We start from the raw sequence: 18,006 nt of genomic DNA, 5'->3' as shown, positions 1-18,006 counted from the left end.
GTCGGATCAGCGCTCGAAGCGCAGGGTCAGGATCTGGAAGGGGCGCAGGGAGACCGACACCCGGCCGGGACCGTGGCCGTCGGCCCCGGAGTCACCGGCCGAGAGCAGTTCCGGGGCCTCCGCGTAGTCCTCCTCCAGCAGGTTCACCGCGCGCACCCCCGAGACGGGGAAGCCGGGGCTCACCGACGTGCGGGCACGCCCGCCACGGGCCTCGTACAGGCGCACCACCACGTCGCCGGAGCGGTCGTCGGCGAGCTTGACCGACTCCACCACCACACCGGGGTCGTCCACCGTCACCAACGGCTCCACCACGGCGTCGCCCGGCAGCTCCCGGACCGGGAGGTTGATCCGGTAGCCCTCACGGACGGCGTCCTCGATCTCCGCACCCGGGGCCAGGGCGTACCGGAACCGGTGTTCGCCCTGGTCGGTGTCGGGGTCGGGGAACCGCGGCGCCCGCAGCAGGGACAGACGGACCGTGGTCGTGGTGCCGCCGTCGCCTCGCACGTCACGCGTCACGTCGTGCCCGTAGGTGGAGTCGTTGAGGACCGCCACGCCGTAGCCGGGTTCGGCGACGTGCACCCAGCGGTGGGCGCAGATCTCGAACTTGGCCGAGTCCCAGGAGGTGTTGGTGTGCGCGGGCCGCCTGACGTGACCGAACTGGATCTCCGACGACGACTCGTGCGCGCGCACGTCCAGGGGGAAGGCGGCCTTGAGGAACTTCTCCCGCTCGTGCCAGTCCACGACCGTCTCCACGTCCAGACGCCGGGCCCCGGCTGCCAGGGAGAGCACCTGGACCACCGAGGAGTCCCCGAAGGAGCGGGTGACCCTCAGCGCGGCGGTTCCCGAACCCGCCGGTTCGGGTTCGACGCGGTCGGCCTCGGTGAGGTCCTCGGTGGTGTTGCGGTAGAACTCGTCCACGTCCCAGGCGTCCCACTGGTTGGGCAGGTCCTGGTGTACCTGGAGCAGGTTCCCCGGCTGTCCCGGAGCGAGCACCTCGCGGCCCGGCGCCCCCTCTCCCCGGTCCAGGACCGAGGTGACCAGGCCCCGCTCGTCCACCCGGACCGTCAGGAGCCCGTTGTCCAGCACGAAGCCCCCCGGGGTCTCCGGGTCCGGGCTGAGGGAGGCCCGCCCCACGTCCCCCGTGCGCGCACGGGGGAGGGCACCCAGGGCGGGGACACCGTCGCGTTCGTGCGGGGTCGGGTTGAAGACCACACCGCCCGAGCCCCCGTCCCCGACGTCACCGGCCAGTGCCTCCTGCGCGTGCCGGATGATCTCCCCGAGCTCCTCCGCGACCCGGGCGTAGGCCAGCGCGGCCTCCCGGTGCACCCAGGCGATGGAACTGCCCGGCAGGATGTCGTGGAACTGGTTGAGCAGGACCGTCCGCCAGACCTCCTCGATCCGCTCGTACGGGTAGGGGGCGCCCACCCGCACGGCGGCCGTGGCGGCCCACAGTTCGGCCTCGCGCAGCAGGTGCTCCGAACGCCGGTTGCCCTGCTTGGTGGCGGTCTGGCTGGTGTACGTCCCCCGGTGGAACTCCAGGTAGAGCTCCCCCCACCACACCGGGGCGTCCGGGTACTCCTCGTGCGCCTTGGCGAAGAACCGCTCCGGGTGCTCGATCTCCACCGTCGGCGAACCCTCCAGGTCGCGCAGGCGCGCCGCCCGGGCCAGCATCTCGCGGGTGGGGCCGCCGCCCCCGTCCCCGTGGCCGAACGGCACGAGGGAACGCGACGCACCGCCCTTGTCCCGGAAGTTGCGCGAGGCGTGCGCGAGTTCGGCGCCGGTCAGTTCGGAGTTGTAGGTGTCCACCGGAGGGAAGTGCGTGAACACGCGGGTGCCGTCCAGTCCCTCCCACCAGAAGGTGTGGTGCGGGAACTGGTTGACCTGGCTCCAGGAGATCTTCTGGGTGAGGAACCAGCGCGACCCGGACAGCCGCACCAGCTGGGGGAGGGCGGCCGAGTAGCCGAAGGAGTCGGGCAGCCACACCTCCTGGGTGTCCACCCCGAGTTCGTCGCGGAAGAAGCGCTTGCCGAAGACGAACTGGCGGGCCAGGGCCTCCGAACCGGGCATGTTGGTGTCGGACTCCACCCACATGCCCCCGACCGGGACGAACCGTCCCGCTTCGGCTGCCCGGACGACCCGCGAGAACACGTCCGGACGGTGTTCCTTGAGCCAGGCCCACTGCTGGGCCTGCGACATCGCGAACACGAACTCCGGGTGGTCGTCCATCAGCGCCACCACGTTCGCGCTGGTCCGCGCCACCTTGCGGACGGTCTCACGCAGCGGCCAGAGCCAGGCGGAGTCGATGTGGGCGTGTCCGACCGCGGAGATCCGGTGGGCGCTGGCCGAGGCCGGGGAGTCCAGCGCCGGGGCCAGGACGCCCCGCGCCCGCTCCGCCGTTCCGGGGACGTCCTGGAGGTCGAGGGCGTCCAGGGTCCGGCCCAGGGTGCGCAGAAGCTCCCAGCGGCGGGGGTCCCCGGTGTCGAGTTCACGCATGAGACCGCCCGCCACCTCCAGGTCGATGGCCAGCTCCCACACCTCGCGTTCGAAGACCGCCAGGTCCGCGCGGGCCAGCCGGTACAGGGGCCGGTCCTCGGGCCCGAGCCCGGAGCCCAGTTCGGTGGGCTGGAACGGGGGGTCGCCGAGGATGACCGGGTTGGCGGCCGCCTCCACGTGGAACTCGACGGTCTCGCCGCCGCTCGCGGGGGCGCCGACCGGAATCCACGCGTTGCGGGGGTTGAGGCCCTTGACCACACTGCCGTCTGCGAGGTGCACCAGTCCTTCGCACTGGAAGCCCGGCATGGCGTCGTCGAAGCCGAGGTCGACCACCGCCTCCACGGTCCGGCCCGACCACTCGGCGGGTACCCGACCGCGCAGCCGGAACCAGGTGGTGCCCCAGGCGGGCCCCCAGGAGTCGCCCACGCGCGCGGGTTCGTGGGGCGCGCCGATGCCCTCCTCGGCCGGGACCGGTTCTCCCGGCACGTCCCAGCGGGCCACCTCCAGGGGGATCGACGTCGTGTACACCGCGGGCCATACGCGTTCCCTCAGGACGCGGTCCAGTCGTGCCTCGGTCAGCCGCCGGTCGTCGTGCACGGTGGGTCTCCGTTCGGTCGTCCCCTGGCAGATGCCGCGTACATTGCCAGCGTGATGCCACTTCGTCAATGCTTTGGACGAAGTGCGTTCCTCCGGTGTCGGAGAAGGGGGCAGGGTGAGCCCCTCCGGTCCTGGTCAGTGGCGGTTCGGCGGGTCCGCTGCGGCGTCGGTTCGGGGTGCCGCCCCCCCCGTGACCTCCGAGTCGCACTTCCCACTCTTTCCGTCCGCGTCCGGAACGGGCATTGCGAGCGGGTCGGCCCCGGGCGCGTGGCATCCTTGGGAGCTACGCAGCCCGGTCGAGGAGGACAACAGCACATGAGCATCGACGCGTCGCGCGACCGGTCGCGGCCGGTCCTCGGTTCGCTCACCGAGCACGCGAGCCTGCGCGCCCGGGTGACCGACGTCCTGCGTGAGGCCATGATCGCCGGTGAGCTCGAGCCCGGTGTCGTCTACTCGGCCCCCGTCCTGGCCGAACGCCTCGGCGTCTCCGCGACCCCGGTGCGCGAGGCCATGATGGAGCTGACCCAGGAGGGACTGGTCGAGACCCTCCGCCACCGCGGCTACCGCGTGGTGGAGTTCAGCGACGTCGCCCTGGACGAACTCATCGAGCTCCGCGCGCTCATCGAGGTGCCCACGGTCGGCCGCGTCGCCGCGACCGCCACCGCCGGGCAGATCGCCGCGCTGCGTCCGCTCGCGGACCGGCTGACCGAGACCGCCGAGAACGGGCAGCTGCGCGAGTTCATCGCCAACGACATGGCGTTCCACCTCCGACTGCTGTCCATCGCGGGCAACCAGAGGCTGGTCGACGAGGTGCGAAGGCTCCGGGGGATGTCGCGGCTGTCAGCGCTGCGGGGGCTGTACGAGGAGGGCCGTCTGGTCGACACCGCACAGGAGCACCACGCCCTGCTGGACCGCCTCGAAGCCGGTGACGCAGCGGGTTCCGAGGCCCTCATGCGACATCACCTCGGTCATGTCCGAGGGGTCTGGGCGGGTCGCGCGGAGATCTGACGGAGGACGCTGCCGAACACGAAACAGGTAGCTGAGCTGCTTCGATTCGGTCACGGGCCTTGATTCGGGTGAGGTGCAATTGTACGTTGCACTGGTTCCCATCGTGAGGCCCCTCTTCATCGGGCCCTGATCCGAGGAGTTGTGAGTGGCCTCGCAGCACTCGGTGGTCGGTAAACCGGCCACCAACCGCCGTGTACTCTTTGGCAGCCTCAGCGGCAGCGCGATCGAGTGGTTCGATTTCTTCCTGTACGCCACCGCCGCGGCGCTCATCTTCGACAAGCAGTTCTTCCCCAACGACGATCCCGTGATCTCGTTGATGCTGTCGTACCTGACCCTGTCGCTCACCTTCTTCATCCGGCCGTTCGGCGGGATCGTCTTCTCCCACATCGGTGACCGGATCGGGCGCAAGAAGACCCTCGTCATCACCCTGTCGCTCATGGGCGGCGCCACCGTGGCGATCGGTCTGCTGCCCACCTACGAGCAGGTCGGCCTCCTGGCCCCGGTGCTGCTGATCCTGTGCCGGATCATCCAGGGCCTCGCGATCGGCGGCGAGTGGGGCGGCGCCCTGCTGCTGGCCTACGAGTACGCCCCCGAGAACCGACGCGGTTTCTTCGGCTCGGTGCCCCAGACCGGCATCACCATCGGCATGCTCATGTCGACGGTCGCCTTCGGCCTGGTCAGCCTCCTCCCGGACGGTGCCTTCGAGTCCTGGGGCTGGCGCCTCCCGTTCATCGCCAGCATCGTCCTCGTCTTCGTCGGCCTGTGGATCCGCAAGGGCCTGGCCGAGACCCCCGCCTTCCGCGAGGCCAAGGAGAGCGGCGACGTCGCCAAGCTGCCCATCCGGGACACGCTCCGCGACCACTGGCGCTCCGTGCTCGTGGCCGTCGGCGCCAAGGTCGTCGAGACCGCCCCGTTCTACATCTTCGCGACCTTCGTCGTCAGCTACGCCACCGGAACGCTCGACATCCAGCAGTCGGTGGTCCTCAACGCGGTCAGCGCGGGCGCACTGGTCAGCACCTTCGGCATCCTGCTCATGGGTGCGCTCTCCGACCGCGTCGGCCGCCCGAAGGTCTACCTCGGCGGCACCCTGCTCATCGCCCTGTTCGCGGCGCCCTTCTTCATGCTGCTGGACCTCCAGATGAGCTGGGCCGTGTACGCGGCCGTCGTGATCGCCCTCGGTGTGGCCTGGCCCCCGGTCACCGCCACCCTCGGCACCCTCACCTCCGAGATCTTCACGACCCGGGTGCGCTACACCGGCGTGACGCTCGGCTACCAGATCGGCGCCGCCCTCGCCGGCGGCACCGCCCCGCTGCTCGCCACCTGGCTGCTGGCCCGCTTCGACGGAGCCTGGTGGCCGATCGCCGCCTACCTGGTGATCCTCGCCGTCATCTCCTTCGCCGCCGTCGCCGCGTCCGGCCGGGTGGTGCGCAAGGAGAGCGCCCTGATCGCGGCCCGTGAAGAGGCCGAGCGCAACGAGAAGTCCGAGGTTTCCGCATGACCCAGACACCCACCGGCCTGCCCTTCGTCAGCGCGGAGGAAGTCCGTGAGCGGATCGGGCCCAAGCGGGCCTTCGAACTGATCGAGCGTGCCCTGCTCGACGGATTCGACCCCTCACAGGACCCGGCGCGGTCCCACGCGGGGGCCGGGGACGGCCACCTGCTGCTCATGCCCTCGACCCTGGGCGACTGGGTCGGCGTCAAGGTCGCGTCCGTGTCCCCGGACAACCCCGCGCGCGACCTGCCCCGCATCCAGGCCGTCTACCTGCTGATGGACGCCCGGACCCTCACCCCGAGGCTGATGGTCGACGGTGTCACGCTCACCTCGCTGCGCACTCCGGCCACCTCCGCCGTGGCGGCCGACCGGCTGGCCGCCCCGGAGGCCTCCCGCCTCGTGGTGTTCGGCAGCGGTCCGCAGGCGGTCGAGCACGTCGTCGCCGTGGCGGGTATCCGTGAGCTCACGAGCGTTCGGATGGTGGGCCGCACTCCGCACCGGGTGGAGGCCGCCATCAGCGAGCTCGCCGGGCGCGGGATCACCGCCGAGACGGGCACCGTGGCCGACGTCGCCGAGGCCGACATCGTTGTGTGCGCCACCTCCACCAAGGACCCGCTCTTCGACGGTTCCCTGGTCCGTGACGGCGCCTGCGTGGTCGCCATCGGTTCGCACGAGGCCGATCGACGCGAACTGGACGCCGCGCTGATGGGCCGCTCCCTCGTGGTGGTGGAGGAGAGCGACGCCGCCCTGCGCGAGTGCGGGGACGTCGTCATCGCCATCGACGAGGGCACCCTCACCAAGGCCGACCTCGTCGGCATCGCCCCGCTGGTCCGGGGTGAGGTGATCCGCCGCACCGACCGCCCCAACGTCTTCAAGGGCTCCGGCATGTCGTGGGAGGACCTGGCCGTCGCCGTGGGTGTCGCGCCCACTCTCTGACCGGTCCTTGGGCGGACCAGTCGCCCGGGCCGGTCCGTCCTGTCGGCCCGTGTGACACAGGGGTTGCGCACCGCGAGTCACTCGCGGTGCGCAACCCCTTTCTCGTGCTCAGCCCCGTGACGGGTTCCGCGTCCGGTGGAGAGGTCCGCTCAGCCGTGGGCCGCTGTCGACCACCGGCCACGGATTCCGATCCTGGCCACCGGCGACTTCGGCACCCCGGCGGGGTACCCGTGAAGGCTTCGCGTTCGCGCCCCGCCCCTGCTCCGGGGGTGGTCACGGAGGCGAACCGACCACACGGGACCCGCCCGTGCCCTGCTCCGGGCACGGGCGGGCTGGTTCACGCCGTCGGGTTGGTCTCCCGTTCCACCGGGGCCGCAGGGCGCCGGGCCGCGCGTATCCGGGCGACCACGACGATGCCGACGGCCAGCAGGATGACGGCGTAGATGCCCAGGGTGATGGGGCCCGTGAACATCACTCCGACGTCCCCCTGGCCGATCGCCAGTCCGCGACGCAGTTCGGTCTCCGCGAGGGGGCCGAGGATGACGGCGATCAGTACCGGGGCGACCGGGATCGCGTACCTGCGCATCATGAACCCCAACAGTCCGAGGAGGATCAGTAGCCACAGGTCGGTGACCGAGTAGGAGGAGGCGTAGACACCGAGCACCGCGAAGCCGGTGATCCCCGCGTACAGGTACCTCTTGGGGATGAGCAGCAGCTTCGCCCACAGAGGGGCGAAGGGCAGGTTGAGGATCAGCAGCATCACGCTGCCCACGAAGAGGCTGGCCAGGAGCGCCCACACGAGGTCCGCGTTGCGCTCGAACAGCAGGGGACCGGGCTGCATGCCGTACTGCTGGAACGCGGCGAGCATGATCGCCGCCGTGGCCGACGTCGGCAGCCCCAGCCCGAGGAGCGCGCCCATCGCGGTGCCCGCTGTCGCGCTGGCGGCGGCCTCCGGAGCCGCCACACCCTCGATGGCGCCCTTGCCGAACTCGTCGGGGCGTTTGCCGCGCCGGGCCCGTAGCTGGGAGAGCTTGCGCTCCGTCCCGTAGGCCAGGAAGGTCGGGATCTCCGAACCCCCGGCCGGGATGGTGCCGAACGGAAGGCCGAAGCCCAGTCCGCGCACCCAGGCGGGGATGGCCCGGCGCAGGTCACCGGGCTTGAGCCAGAGGGATCCGCCGGTTCGGACCAGCTGGGCGTCGTCCCGCTGCCGGTGGATCCGCGAGGCCACGTGGAGCACCTCGCCCAGGGCCAGCAGCCCGACGGTCACGGTCACGATGCCGATCCCCTCGAAGAGCGAGGGCACACCGAGGGTGAACCGCGCGGCGCCGCTCTGCGCGTCGATGCCGACCATCGCGATCGCCAGGCCCAGGGAGAGGGCGATGAGACCGCGGATCATGGACTGGGCGACGACGGCCGAGGTCGCCACGAAGGCGAAGACCGCCAGGGCGAAGTACTCGGCGGGGCCGAACCGCAGGGCGATGTCGATGATGACACCGGAGAAGAACGCGACCACGGCTGTGGAGACCACCGCGCCGAGGAACGCCCCGATCGCCGAGGTCGCCAGTGCCTGGGAGGCCTTGCCGCGCAGCGCCATCTTGTGGCCCTCGATCGCGGTGGCGATGGCCGAGCTGTTGCCCGGCGTGTTCATGAGGATGGACGTGGTGGAGTCGCCGAAGAGTCCGCCGTAGTAGACGGCGGTGAACATGATGAAGGCGCCCGTGGGGTCGAGCTTGAACGTGACCGGGAGCAGAAGCGCCACGGCCATCGCCGAGCCCAGGCCGGGGAGAACACCGACAGCCGTGCCCAGGACCACGCCGACGAAGGCCCACAGCAGGTTCTCGGGGGTCAGGGCGGCGGCGAACCCGCCGCCGAGGAGTACGAGCGTGTCCATGTCAGAGCACCCCGCCCAGAATCCCCGAGGGGAGGTTCAGGCCCAGGCCCGCGACGAACGCGAGTTGCACGACCGCCGAGTAGACCAGCGCGACCGCCGCCTCGAACAGCGAGCGCCTGCCTCCGAACGCCGTGCTGACACCGAAGAACAACAGGGCTCCGGACAGCAGCCAGCCCAGGGGTTGCAGCAGCAGGGTGAAGGCGATGACCGAACCCAGCACGAGACCGACCGTGCGCCAGTCGCTGTGGGTCGCGGTGCGCCGGGTCTCCTGGCCCTCGACCAGGTCACCGACGATCCCCGCGCTCTCCGTGCCGGTGTCCCCGTTCGCCGGAGGGACGGCCGGGGCGCGGGAGACCTGGACGACCAGCAGCGCTCCGAGCACCACCATCAGTCCGGACACCAGCCCCGGGAAGAGCTGGGGGCCGGGCCCGGTGGAGGTGTCCGGGACGTGCATGGCCGTGGTCTGCGCGGCCAGGAAGACACCGACCCCGACGACGAGCAGGCCCACGAAGACCTCGCTGCGCCCCCGCAACCAGGAACGGGCCGGGTGGGAGGTGGCCGACCCCGGTGACGCGGGTGGCGCTGGTTCTCTCAGTGGGTTCATGACAGCCCCAGGTCCTTGGTGACTTCGGTGATACGGGTGATCTCTTCCTTGAGGAAGGCCTCGAACTCAGGACCGGACTGGAAGGTGTCGTCCCACCGGTTGCGTTCGAGGGTGTCCTGCCACTCGGGGGTGGCGACCATCTCCTCGACGATGGCCGTCAGCTCGGCGCGCTCCTCCTCGGTGATCCCGGGCGGCGCCATGAAGCCCCGCCAGTTGGGGAGCACGGCGTCCACGCCCTGTTCGGGGAGGGTGGGGTGCTCTTCCAGGCCGGTGACCCGTTCGTGGGCGGAGACGCCGAGGACCCGAAGACTCCCCGTCTCCACCTGGTCGCTGAACTCGTTGTAACCCGAGACACCCACGTCGATGCTGCCCGAGAGCAGGGAGGTGAGCGCCTGGGCGCCGCCCGCGAAGGGGATGTAGTTGACGTCGGTCGGACGCAGGCCCTGTGACTGGGCGGCGAGCCCGGCGAGCAGGTGGTCGGTGCCCCCGAGCGAACCGCCGCCCACGGCCACCGCTCCGGGGTCGTCCTCCCAGGCCTCGATCAGGTCGTTCATGTCCTGGAGCGGTGAGTCGTCACGGACCACGAAGACCTCGTAGTCGTCCGCCACCCGGGCGATGGGCACGACGTCCTCCAGCGTCTGGGCGGAGTCGTTGACGATGATGCCGCCGATCATGACGGTCCCGGTGGTCATCAGGGTGGTCGCCTCGCCCTCGCGCCGCACCGTCTGGGCGAGGCCGATCGTGCCCCCGGCCCCGGGCAGGTTCACGACCTGGGTGTTGGCCACGATGTCGTTCAGACGCATCGCGTGCTGTGCCTCCCGGGCGACGAGGTCCCAGCCGCCGCCCGGGTCGGCGGGCACCACGATGTCCACCCGGGCGCGGGCCTCGGAGTCGTGCGTCTGCGAGAGCGCGGCGTTCGCCGCGGCGGCACCCACGACGAGGGTCGCGCACACGGCCCCCACCGCACGCAGGGTGCGCTGCTTGTCCATCTTCACTCCCTCTCGACCCCACTGGTCCACCAGGTGGACTCAATGGGCCGCTGATTGGTTCAGAGAATGATGCAAATCACTCGGGGGTGTGTCAATGCGTCCGGGAAATCTTTCCTTAACGAAGTCGTCACGTGCGCTGGGGTGTGTCCTGCCTGGGCAGAGGTTCTGTGTTGGGCGGACCGGTTGCCGGGTGCCCCTGGCGGTTCCTGCGTCCGTGGGTTAGCCTGACCCCCAGTAAGACCATCTAGTAGTCCAATGAGTCCATCAGGTGGACCACGACGGGAGTGTGATGGCCGGGGACACCGAAGGGGGAGTGCGCAGCGTGGTGCGCGCGCTCGACCTGCTGGACCTCTACGACGAGAGGAACCAGCGCTACACCACACGTGAGCTGGTGGAACTGACCGGGCTGGCCAAGACCACCGTGCTCCGCCTGGTCGGCACCCTCGAACAACGCGGGTTGCTCTGGTCCGGTTCGGACGGCCGGGTCGGAGCCGGACCGGGACTGCTCCGCTGGGCGCGCCTGGCCCACGCCGTCTGGCAGGTGCCCGAGTCGATCCGCGTGATCATGCGGGACCTCACCGTCGAGACCTCCGAGACGGTCAACCTCTACGTGCGCGCGGACACCGTTCGTGTCTGCGTCGCCCAGGAGGAGGGGCCCCAACGGCTCCGCCACGTCGTGAACACCGGTGACGAGATGCCCCTCTGGGGCGGGGCGGCCAGCAAGGTGCTCCTGGGCGGAGCCCCGGAGTCGGTGGTCCGGAGGGTCGCGGCGGCCTCCCCCCACGGACCGCAGTACCTCGACCGCCTGCTCACCGAGATCGCCGAGGCCCGGAGCCAGGGGTACTCGGTCAGCCACGGAGAACGCGAACACGGCGCCTCCGGGGTCGCGGCTCCCGTCCACGGGGCCGCCGGAGGTCCCGCGCCCGTCGCCGCACTCGCGGTCGGCGGGCCCACCGCCCGCTTCACCGAGGCCTCCGTCCGCGCCTTCAGCGGTGCGGTACGCGAGGCGGCGGAACGCATCGGCCGGATCGGGTTCGACCCGGGGTCGGAAAACGTGGCGAGCGACGACAAGGAGAACGGATGAGCCCCGCGACAGCCGCGCGTGACGCCCTCCCCCTGGCAGGGGTCCGCGTCTTGGACCTGACCAACGTGCTGGCCGGACCCTACGCCGGGTACCAGCTCTCCCTGATGGGGGCGGACGTCGTCAAGGTGGAGGTGCCCGGCGCGGGCGACCTCGCACGACAGCTCGGAGCCTCCTCGGAACTCAACGACGAGCGCGTGGGGGCGTCCTTCCTCGCCCAGAACGCGGGGAAGCGGTCACTGACCCTGAACCTCAAGTCGGACGCGGGGCGCGAGGTCATGCGCACCCTGGTGAGCGACTCGGACGTGTTGCTGGAGAACTTCCGCCCGGGGGTCATGGAACGCCTGGGCTTCGACTGGGAGACCCTGCGCGAACTCAACCCCGGCCTGGTGTACTGCGCCGTGTCCGGGTTCGGCTCCGACGGTCCGCTGAGTGACCGGCCCGCCTACGACCAGATCATCCAGGGGCTGTCCGGCATGATGGACGCCACCGGGACCGAGGAGACCGGTCCCCTCCGAGCCGGGTTCCCCATCGCCGACGTCCTGGGCGGACTGGCCGCCGCGTTCGCGGTCGGCAGCGCCCTGGTGCGACGTGAACGCACGGGTGAGGGCACCCGTCTCGACGTCTCGATGCTGGAGACCGCCATCACGGCCATGGGCTGGGGGGTCTCCAACTACCTCTCGGCGGGAGTGGAACCCTCACGCATCGGCAACGAGAACGCCACCGCCGCCCCGTCCGGCACCTTCACCACCGGCGAGGGCACGCTCAACATCGCGGCCAACAAGCAGGAACAGTTCGAGACCCTGTGCCGCCTCCTCCAGGCATCCGAACTCGTGGCCGACCCCCGCTTCGCCACGCGGGAGGACCGCAAGGCCAACCGGGTCGCGCTGCGCGGTGAACTCGAGGAGCGCCTGGCGGGCCGGAGCGCGGCGGACTGGGAGGCGGTCCTCTCCGCCGCCGGGGTGCCCGCGGCCCGTGTGCTCAGCGTCCGCGAAGCCCTCGAACTCGAACACGTCGAGCACCGGGGCCTGGTCCGCACGCTTGCCTTCCCCGGCCGGGACGACCGTGAACTGCACGTCCTTGGCAGCGGTGTGCACGTGGACGGAACCTCCCTGGGGCCCGACCGCTCCCCACCCCTCCTGGGCGAACACACCGACCAGGTCCTCCAGGAAGCCGGATACGAACAGAGCGAGGTCAACGCGCTCAGAGAGGCGGGTGTGGTGTGAGCGCTCCTGACACCCCGAGCATGACCCACGAGGAGATCGGCGACTGGTGGTCGACCTCCCTGACACGTATCGCCCCCGGTGAGATCGAGCTGCGCGGCTACCCCGTGCAGGACGTCATCGGCCGCCACGGCTTCGTCGAGGTGGTCTGGCTCATGCTCAGGGGGGAGCTGCCCGAGCCCGCCCAGGCCCGCATGCTCGAGTCCGCGCTGGTGGCCGGGGTCGACCACGGCCCCCAGGCGCCCTCCATCGCGGCCGCGCGGATGGCCGCCACCTGCGGGCTGGGGCTCAACAACGCGGTCGCCAGCGGCGTGAACCTCCTGGGGGACGTGCACGGGGGCGCGGGGCAGCAGTGCGTCACCCTCCTGCACCGGATGGCCGAACTGCGCTCCGACGGCACCGGCGCCGACGACGTGGCCGAGGCGATCGTGGCCGAGTACCGGGACAGAGGCGGTTACGTCCCCGGGTTCGGGCACCGCTTCCACCCCAGGGACCCGCGACGGGACCCCCTCCTGGGCATGGTGCGGGACGCGGTGCGCGACGGGATCGTCGACGCCGGTCCGCTGGAGTCCGCGCTCGCACTGGAGAAGGCCCTCGAAGGACGCAGGGGCAGGCCCGTGCCCATGAACATCGACGGCGCCACGGCCGTCGTCTACGCCTCCCTCGGCTTCGACGCCGAACTGGCGCGCGGGCTCTTCGTCCTCTCGCGGTCGGTCGGCATCCTGGCCCACGCCTGGGAGGAGAACAACAGCGGCGCGAGGATCAAGGGCCCCCTCCCGCGTACGGTCCTCGCCGGTTACACCGGTCCGTCGACCCGCCTACCGGGCGAGGTCCACGACGACTGAGCCGGTCGCGGGCGTCCCGGCCGGTGCGAGCGCGCACCGGCCGGGACGAGGGCCGTTCCCGTTCCGGACGGGGATCAGCGGCCGGTCTGGCCGTCGATCCTCTCGCGGAGGATGTCGAGGTGTCCGGCGTGACGACCGGTCTCCTCGATCATGTGGGCCAGAGCCCACCGCATCGACGGCGCGGGCCCGCCGCGGCGGCCGTCGTGCGCGGGTCGGCCGAGGTCCTCGCAGGCGGCGATGGCCCTGTTCGCGGCGGCGACGGCGTCGCGATAGCCCTGGAGTACCTCCTCGGTGCTACGGTCCGGACCGGCACGGAACGTCGCCGCCCAGTCGGTGGTCTCCTCACCGAGGAACACGCGGCGCTCGACGCGGGTCAGGTGCGCGATCAGGCCGAGAAGGTTGGTCCCCGAGGCCACGCCAGGGGTGCGCACGTGTTCCTCCGGCGCCCCCTCGACCTTGGCCAGGGCGCTTTCGCGCAGGTAGTCCAGGAATCCGGTGAGGACCTCCTTCTCACCGGGCCCGGTCCTGGGCGGTGGGCGGTCGCGTCGTGATCGGGCGGACATGGTGCTCCCTTCGTGGTGGTGCGGGCGATCAGACCCGTTCGGTCTGCGGAGTCGTCCCCGGTTGGCGGCGTGCCGCCACCACGTTGTCGACCACCGTCGCGGAGCGGCCTTCGGGTCCGTGCGCGAGTCGTGTGCGTTGTTCGACCACGACGGCGGTCCACTCCGGCCCGAGGCCGAGCGAGCGCCACAGGTCGTCCGCGGTCGGATGGTCGTCGTGCCGGTTCCATGACCAGGGTGCGCTCGAACCGTGGTCGACGACGAGCAGGATTCCCTCGTCGCGGACCGACCGCGCGGACGCGCGCAGGACCTCGTCTCTGGCGAGGCCGGTCGTGGTGTGGAAGTAGTTGGCGTAGACGAGGTCGACGGGACCGGTGTCGGGCGCGGAGGACGCCAGGTCGTGGGCTTCCAGGTCGAGGTGTTCCTCGACCCCGGCCAGCCTGGACCGCTCGGCCAGGACGTCGAGCACGTGTGCCGAGACGTCCACCGCCGTGACCCGCCACCCGCGTGCGGCCAACCACAGGGCGTCCCCGCCGCGTCCGCACGCGAGTTCGAGGGCCCGGGGCGCTCTTCGGCGCGGAGCCGGTACGAGCGCCAGTTCTCCCGCGAGCGCGACGAAGGCCGCGTTGGGCGGGGGAGGGGGTGTTGAGGGATTCTCGTCGCTGTACTGCCGGTCCCAGAACTCCCGGGCGGGAGAGGGGACCCCGGTTTCGGATCGCATGACGCCCATGCTGGGCGGCGGGGGCGGTTCCGTGCACGGTTCCGTGCGGATCTGCAACGGCGTGTGCGCGGGGCCTCAGCCCCCGTGCAGGTGGATGCGTTCGCCCTGGGTCCCGAAGATCGCGATGACCTCGGCCACCGCCCGCTCGGCGGGGTTGCCGATCCATTGCGGGGTCCGGGTGTCGAACTCGGCCGCCTCCCCGGCGTGCAGCAGTACGTCCTGTTCGGAACCGAGGACCAGCCGTACGGTTCCCGTGAGCACGTAGAACCACTCGTGGCCATCGTGCGTGCGCAGCTCGGGCGCTGGGAGGGCTCGGGACGGCGGATAGACCACCTTGTACGCCTGGACCCCGCCCGCGCGCTGTGTGAGCGGGACGAACGTCAGACCGAAGCGGCGCACCGGATGCAGGTGGACGCGCGGGTCACCCACCCTGGGCGCGTCGACGAGCTCGTCGATCGGCACCCGGTAGGCGCGGGAGAGGGGGAGCAACTGCCCCAGGGCGGGCTGGAGCCGTCCGGTCTCCAGACGCGAGAGCGTGCTCGGTGAGATCCCCGTGTGTTCCGACAGCTTGTCGAGGGTCAGCCCCACACGGCCACGCAGTCGCCGCAGCCGGGCGCCCACGGCTCGGAGCACCTCGGCGTCGGGATCGTTGCCTTCCATGTTCGCAACCTATCCCTTGGTTCGGTCCCGATCCGGGGAGCGGTGGAGCGGTCGAACGCCTTCGATTTTCGGTTTGAAACGATCCCTGTTTTGGTTGTTACCGAATGAGTGGCGGCGGAAAACGAAGGCGCTCCCGGCCCCGGGGGAGGCCTCCCGTGGCCCTCGTTTGTCTTGTGGGGTAATGGTGGTTTTGGTCCGCGTATATATCCCCGTTGTTTGTCTGGTGCGGTGTGAATTTGGTAAATTCCTCTTAGTTGAAGGCGCGGCACGATGCCTCGTCGGAATTGCTTTCGATCGTAGTTGGAATGTGTAGGCACTAACCGTAATGCGTCGTACCCTGACCCGCGCGACGGCGGCCTGTGCGACCTATGCCCTGGTTCTCTCGCTGGGGGTGGGCGCCCCCGCCGCTGCTGACGAGAAGCCCCCCGCTGTCGGGGGGAGTGCTCCGGACTCCAGCGTCTTCGAGGCCGCCCCGGCCGTGGGAGAATCGCGCGACCGGAGCGGTGTCACCTCCGCTGTGAACCCTTCCGAAACCGCGCACGACGACGGTGGCCGAATTGAGGCCGGGAGTTCGCTGTGGACCCATGTGGACCGCGCGTTTCCGGACCAGCCTTCCAGTGCGACCGAAACCGGAAGTGTGGGTACCGGGCGGCTCGCCTGGGACCGTGTCTACACTCGCAGGGCCCTTTTCCGTTTCCCGGTGGAACTCGGTTCCGATTCCCCGCTGGAATCCGCCGTCCTGCGTACCGAGGTGGCGTGGTCCTACGACTGTGAAAGCGACTCCGCTGTGGAGTTGCACCGGGTCGACCCGTTCGACGAGGACACCACCTGGAACGACCAGCCGGACTCCCAAGGGCTGCTCGACACCCGGAACGTGCGGGGCGGGCACGCGGCCTGCCCGCTGCACGGCGGCGTGGAGTTCGACGTGACCGAGGCCTACCAGCAGGCCCTGGACAACGGGGAACGCCACCTCCACCTGAGGCTCGGGTCCGCGGACGAGTCCGGGAACACCGCCTGGCGCCGCTTCGACGTCGAGGACACCCCACCGGTACTGGTGGTCGACCACGGCCCCGCACCGGCACAGGACCTCACTTCCATCGCGCCCTCCCAGACGGCGGCGCCTCTCGACGACGTCACCCTCCCGGGCGACGAACCCTCGAACCCTGCACAGCCTCCCACCGTCCCGGTGGGAACCACGGACCTCCTGATCCGAGGCCCCCTGCCCGACGACCCGACCAGGAGCGGCGGCGAGCGGATCCGTGCCCCGTGGGCGGAACGGGTGGACCGCACGACCGGTGACCATCGGCGGGGGACCACGACCCTGGCTCGGGGACCCCCACCCGGCACACTGATCGACGACTGACCCCCGGTTGGGCGACCGAGGGAATCGGTTGAGAATGGACGACACCCCTCTCCTCCGACACGTCACCTCGTTGGGCGGAGGAACGCGTCGGCGGCCAGCCCGTTGGGGAGCACCATGGTGGGGGAGCTCCCGAGCGGCAGGTGAGTCGGTACCGTCCGCGCACCGGCCACACGGCGCAGTGGCCGTTCGCTGCGGACAGTCCGGCTCCACGCCAGCCGGAGAGGCGGTCGTCCCGCATACCGGACGTGCCCGACGCAGCACCGGTGGGGTGATGCCTCGGGAAGCCGCGGAGGCCCGTTGTCACCTGTGTGCTTGGGTGCCACACAGACGTGCTTCGGGCCACCGCGGGCGTTCGCGTGCCAGAAACGGCCCGTTGTCCGGCTACGAGGTCAGTGAGTCCAGGCCCTCGTAGTCCGCCAGCGGTGCCGCCCCGGTGGAGGCGTACTCCAGCAGGAGCACCCCCGACGGGGTGTGGTCCCGCTCGACCAACCGGAACCCGGTGCTACCCGAAGGGTGCGTGAACAGTCTCCGGCCCTCACCCACCACGGTGGGAGCGACGACCAGGCGAAGGGTGTCGACCAGACCCGAAGCCACAAGAAAGCCGCCGAGTCGAGCGCTGCCGTGGATCTGCATCTCGCGGCCGGGCCGATCCCTCAAGCTGCCCACGGCCGCGACCGGGTCCCCACCCAGCAAGGTGGTCGGGTCCCAGGAGCCCTCCTCCAGGGTGGAGCTCACGACGTACTTGGGAAGCGAGTTCATCCTGACCGTGAACGGGTCGGGCTCGGTGATCCGCGGCCAGTCACGCGCGAACGCCTCATACGTGCGCCGGCCGAACAGCAGCCCGTCCGCGTGGTCGAGCCACTCCGACGCGGTCCGCACGAACGCCGCGTCCATGAAGGGCACGAACCACCCGCCCCGGGTGAAGCCGTCGGAGGTGTCCTCGTCGGCCGAGCCTGGCCCCTGGCTGACACCGTCGAGGGAGACGAACTGGGTGAGGGTGATCTTCACGCTGGCTCCTCTCCGACGGCCGCGACCGGGCCGACGAGAACGCCAGTCTCACACGGCGGTCATCGCCGTCCCCGTCTCCACGCCGAGAGACCCGAACTGTCACAGGGGCTCCGTATCGTCCGGGACATGAGTTCAGGACTGATGGCCTTCAGCGTCGACCTCGACCGCATCTCCCCGAGACCGTGCGGGACCAGTGCGAGGTCCACGGCAGCTTCCTTCACAACGCCTGCTTCTACCCGGTGAAGTACTGGTGGCTGGAGAAGGTGGACCAGACCCTGTCGGGTCTCGGCGTGAACGCGGTGCGGGTCGAGTACCTGGCCGGAGACCAGGACGACGGTGACGAGTGGACCGCCGGGAAGGTCCGCCTGGCCGACGAACAGGCCCGCGCGGTGACCCCGGAGAGGATCGCGGAGATCGAGGACCCCTCCATGCGCGAGTCCGTCACCACGGTCCTGAGCTGGATCCGCACCGCAGCCAGCCGCGGCCACGGAATCATCGGCTTCTTCCACTGACCGGCTACGGTCCTGCCCGCCTTG

16 protein-coding genes are annotated in these 18,006 nt (G+C 70.7%); 8 read left to right on the top strand and 8 right to left on the bottom strand.

Features of this window, described 5'->3' with window-relative positions; all coding sequences use genetic code 11:
- Positions 1 to 6: 6 nt before the first annotated feature.
- Positions 7 to 3,090 carry a glycoside hydrolase family 38 C-terminal domain-containing protein gene (locus tag BDW27_RS01810; protein ID WP_110047953.1) on the bottom strand — a complete coding sequence of 1,028 codons (3,084 nt, stop codon included), beginning with the start codon at positions 3,088 to 3,090 and terminating at the stop codon, positions 7 to 9.
- A gap of 315 nt (positions 3,091 to 3,405) precedes the next feature.
- Here BDW27_RS01810 and BDW27_RS01805 point away from each other — a divergent pair, with 315 nt between their 5' ends.
- The 3 genes from BDW27_RS01805 to BDW27_RS01795 all read left to right on the top strand — a co-directional run bounded on the left by BDW27_RS01805 (position 3,406) and on the right by BDW27_RS01795 (position 6,525).
- Positions 3,406 to 4,098 (top strand): GntR family transcriptional regulator, encoded by a 693-nt coding sequence (locus BDW27_RS01805; protein WP_110047952.1) that lies wholly within the window; start codon positions 3,406 to 3,408, stop codon positions 4,096 to 4,098.
- A gap of 145 nt (positions 4,099 to 4,243) precedes the next feature.
- Positions 4,244 to 5,596, top strand: a complete 1,353-nt coding sequence (locus BDW27_RS01800; RefSeq protein ID WP_110047951.1) for an MFS transporter — start codon at positions 4,244 to 4,246, stop codon at positions 5,594 to 5,596.
- Entirely contained in the window at positions 5,593 to 6,525 is a 933-nt protein-coding gene (locus BDW27_RS01795) for an ornithine cyclodeaminase family protein (RefSeq protein WP_110047950.1), read from the top strand. The genes BDW27_RS01800 and BDW27_RS01795 overlap by 4 nt, the downstream gene beginning before the upstream one ends.
- A 337-nt stretch (positions 6,526 to 6,862) precedes the next feature.
- On the opposite strand, the gene BDW27_RS01790 is transcribed toward BDW27_RS01795, so the two are convergent.
- Genes BDW27_RS01790 through BDW27_RS01780 form a run of 3 tightly spaced genes read right to left on the bottom strand, consistent with a single transcriptional unit; the run spans position 6,863 to position 10,009 of the window.
- Positions 6,863 to 8,416, bottom strand: a complete 1,554-nt coding sequence (locus BDW27_RS01790) for a tripartite tricarboxylate transporter permease (RefSeq protein ID WP_110047949.1) — start codon at positions 8,414 to 8,416, stop codon at positions 6,863 to 6,865.
- A 1-nt stretch (position 8,417) separates the two neighbouring features.
- Positions 8,418 to 9,020, bottom strand: a complete 603-nt coding sequence (locus tag BDW27_RS01785) for a tripartite tricarboxylate transporter TctB family protein (RefSeq protein WP_026129110.1) — start codon at positions 9,018 to 9,020, stop codon at positions 8,418 to 8,420.
- On the bottom strand, positions 9,017 to 10,009 hold the full coding sequence (locus BDW27_RS01780) for a tripartite tricarboxylate transporter substrate binding protein (protein ID WP_017543785.1): 993 nt from the start codon (positions 10,007 to 10,009) through the stop codon (positions 9,017 to 9,019). Before BDW27_RS01780 ends, BDW27_RS01785 begins: the two co-directional genes overlap by 4 nt.
- Positions 10,010 to 10,277: 268 nt before the next feature.
- Here BDW27_RS01780 and BDW27_RS01775 point away from each other — a divergent pair, with 268 nt between their 5' ends.
- The 3 genes from BDW27_RS01775 to BDW27_RS01765 are packed head-to-tail and all read left to right on the top strand — an operon-like array spanning position 10,278 to position 13,158.
- Entirely contained in the window at positions 10,278 to 11,093 is an 816-nt protein-coding gene (locus BDW27_RS01775; RefSeq protein ID WP_017543786.1) for an IclR family transcriptional regulator, read from the top strand.
- Positions 11,090 to 12,316, top strand: coding sequence for a CaiB/BaiF CoA-transferase family protein (locus BDW27_RS01770; protein ID WP_017543787.1), 1,227 nt, complete (start codon positions 11,090 to 11,092; stop codon positions 12,314 to 12,316). Before BDW27_RS01775 ends, BDW27_RS01770 begins: the two co-directional genes overlap by 4 nt.
- Complete coding sequence (locus BDW27_RS01765) at positions 12,313 to 13,158, top strand: citryl-CoA lyase (protein ID WP_110047948.1); 846 nt, start codon at positions 12,313 to 12,315, stop codon at positions 13,156 to 13,158. Before BDW27_RS01770 ends, BDW27_RS01765 begins: the two co-directional genes overlap by 4 nt.
- A 74-nt stretch (positions 13,159 to 13,232) precedes the next feature.
- On the opposite strand, the gene BDW27_RS01760 is transcribed toward BDW27_RS01765, so the two are convergent.
- The 3 genes from BDW27_RS01760 to BDW27_RS01750 form a co-directional block, all read right to left on the bottom strand.
- Positions 13,233 to 13,721 carry a DinB family protein gene (locus BDW27_RS01760; protein WP_110047947.1) on the bottom strand — a complete coding sequence of 163 codons (489 nt, stop codon included), beginning with the start codon at positions 13,719 to 13,721 and terminating at the stop codon, positions 13,233 to 13,235.
- A 28-nt stretch (positions 13,722 to 13,749) separates the two neighbouring features.
- Positions 13,750 to 14,439, bottom strand: a complete 690-nt coding sequence (locus tag BDW27_RS01755; RefSeq protein WP_233515588.1) for a bifunctional 2-polyprenyl-6-hydroxyphenol methylase/3-demethylubiquinol 3-O-methyltransferase UbiG — start codon at positions 14,437 to 14,439, stop codon at positions 13,750 to 13,752.
- A gap of 75 nt (positions 14,440 to 14,514) precedes the next feature.
- A complete protein-coding gene (locus tag BDW27_RS01750; protein ID WP_110047945.1) occupies positions 14,515 to 15,099 on the bottom strand; it encodes a helix-turn-helix domain-containing protein in 585 nt (194 codons plus the stop codon).
- 325 nt (positions 15,100 to 15,424) lie between these two features.
- On the opposite strand from BDW27_RS01750, the gene BDW27_RS01745 reads away from it, so the two are divergent.
- A complete protein-coding gene (locus BDW27_RS01745) occupies positions 15,425 to 16,462 on the top strand; it encodes a DNRLRE domain-containing protein (protein WP_146223239.1) in 1,038 nt (345 codons plus the stop codon).
- 381 nt (positions 16,463 to 16,843) lie between these two features.
- Here BDW27_RS01745 and BDW27_RS01740 read toward each other — a convergent pair whose 3' ends face one another.
- On the bottom strand, positions 16,844 to 17,470 hold the full coding sequence (locus BDW27_RS01740) for a dihydrofolate reductase family protein (RefSeq protein WP_110047943.1): 627 nt from the start codon (positions 17,468 to 17,470) through the stop codon (positions 16,844 to 16,846).
- 182 nt (positions 17,471 to 17,652) lie between these two features.
- Between BDW27_RS01740 and BDW27_RS01735 the strand changes: the two genes are divergently transcribed.
- Positions 17,653 to 17,982: a hypothetical protein gene (locus tag BDW27_RS01735; RefSeq protein ID WP_233515587.1), complete on the top strand. Its 330-nt coding sequence runs from the start codon at positions 17,653 to 17,655 to the stop codon at positions 17,980 to 17,982.
- Positions 17,983 to 18,006: the final 24 nt, after the last annotated feature.

The sequence above is a fragment of the Nocardiopsis sp. L17-MgMaSL7 genome (genome assembly GCF_003182025.1).
GTDB lineage: Bacteria > Actinomycetota > Actinomycetes > Streptosporangiales > Streptosporangiaceae > Nocardiopsis > Nocardiopsis prasina.
The sequence above is the reverse complement of the archived record's forward strand: the minus strand, read 5'-3'. Positions and strand labels throughout refer to the sequence as shown.

Bases quoted from the DNA above. Each gene is read 5' to 3' on its own strand.
- BDW27_RS01805 (WP_110047952.1), top strand. From the start codon at position 3,406: ATGAGCATCGACGCGTCGCGCGACCGGTCGCGGCCGGTCCTCGGTTCG.
- BDW27_RS01795 (WP_110047950.1), top strand. From the start codon at position 5,593: ATGACCCAGACACCCACCGGCCTGCCCTTCGTCAGCGCGGAGGAAGTC.
- BDW27_RS01790 (WP_110047949.1), bottom strand. From the start codon at position 8,416: ATGGACACGCTCGTACTCCTCGGCGGCGGGTTCGCCGCCGCCCTGACC.
- BDW27_RS01785 (WP_026129110.1), bottom strand. From the start codon at position 9,020: ATGAACCCACTGAGAGAACCAGCGCCACCCGCGTCACCGGGGTCGGCC.
- BDW27_RS01780 (WP_017543785.1), bottom strand. From the start codon at position 10,009: ATGGACAAGCAGCGCACCCTGCGTGCGGTGGGGGCCGTGTGCGCGACC.
- BDW27_RS01770 (WP_017543787.1), top strand. From the start codon at position 11,090: ATGAGCCCCGCGACAGCCGCGCGTGACGCCCTCCCCCTGGCAGGGGTC.
- BDW27_RS01760 (WP_110047947.1), bottom strand. From the start codon at position 13,721: ATGTCCGCCCGATCACGACGCGACCGCCCACCGCCCAGGACCGGGCCC.
- BDW27_RS01755 (WP_233515588.1), bottom strand. From the start codon at position 14,439: ATGCGATCCGAAACCGGGGTCCCCTCTCCCGCCCGGGAGTTCTGGGAC.
- BDW27_RS01750 (WP_110047945.1), bottom strand. From the start codon at position 15,099: ATGGAAGGCAACGATCCCGACGCCGAGGTGCTCCGAGCCGTGGGCGCC.
- BDW27_RS01745 (WP_146223239.1), top strand. From the start codon at position 15,425: ATGCGTCGTACCCTGACCCGCGCGACGGCGGCCTGTGCGACCTATGCC.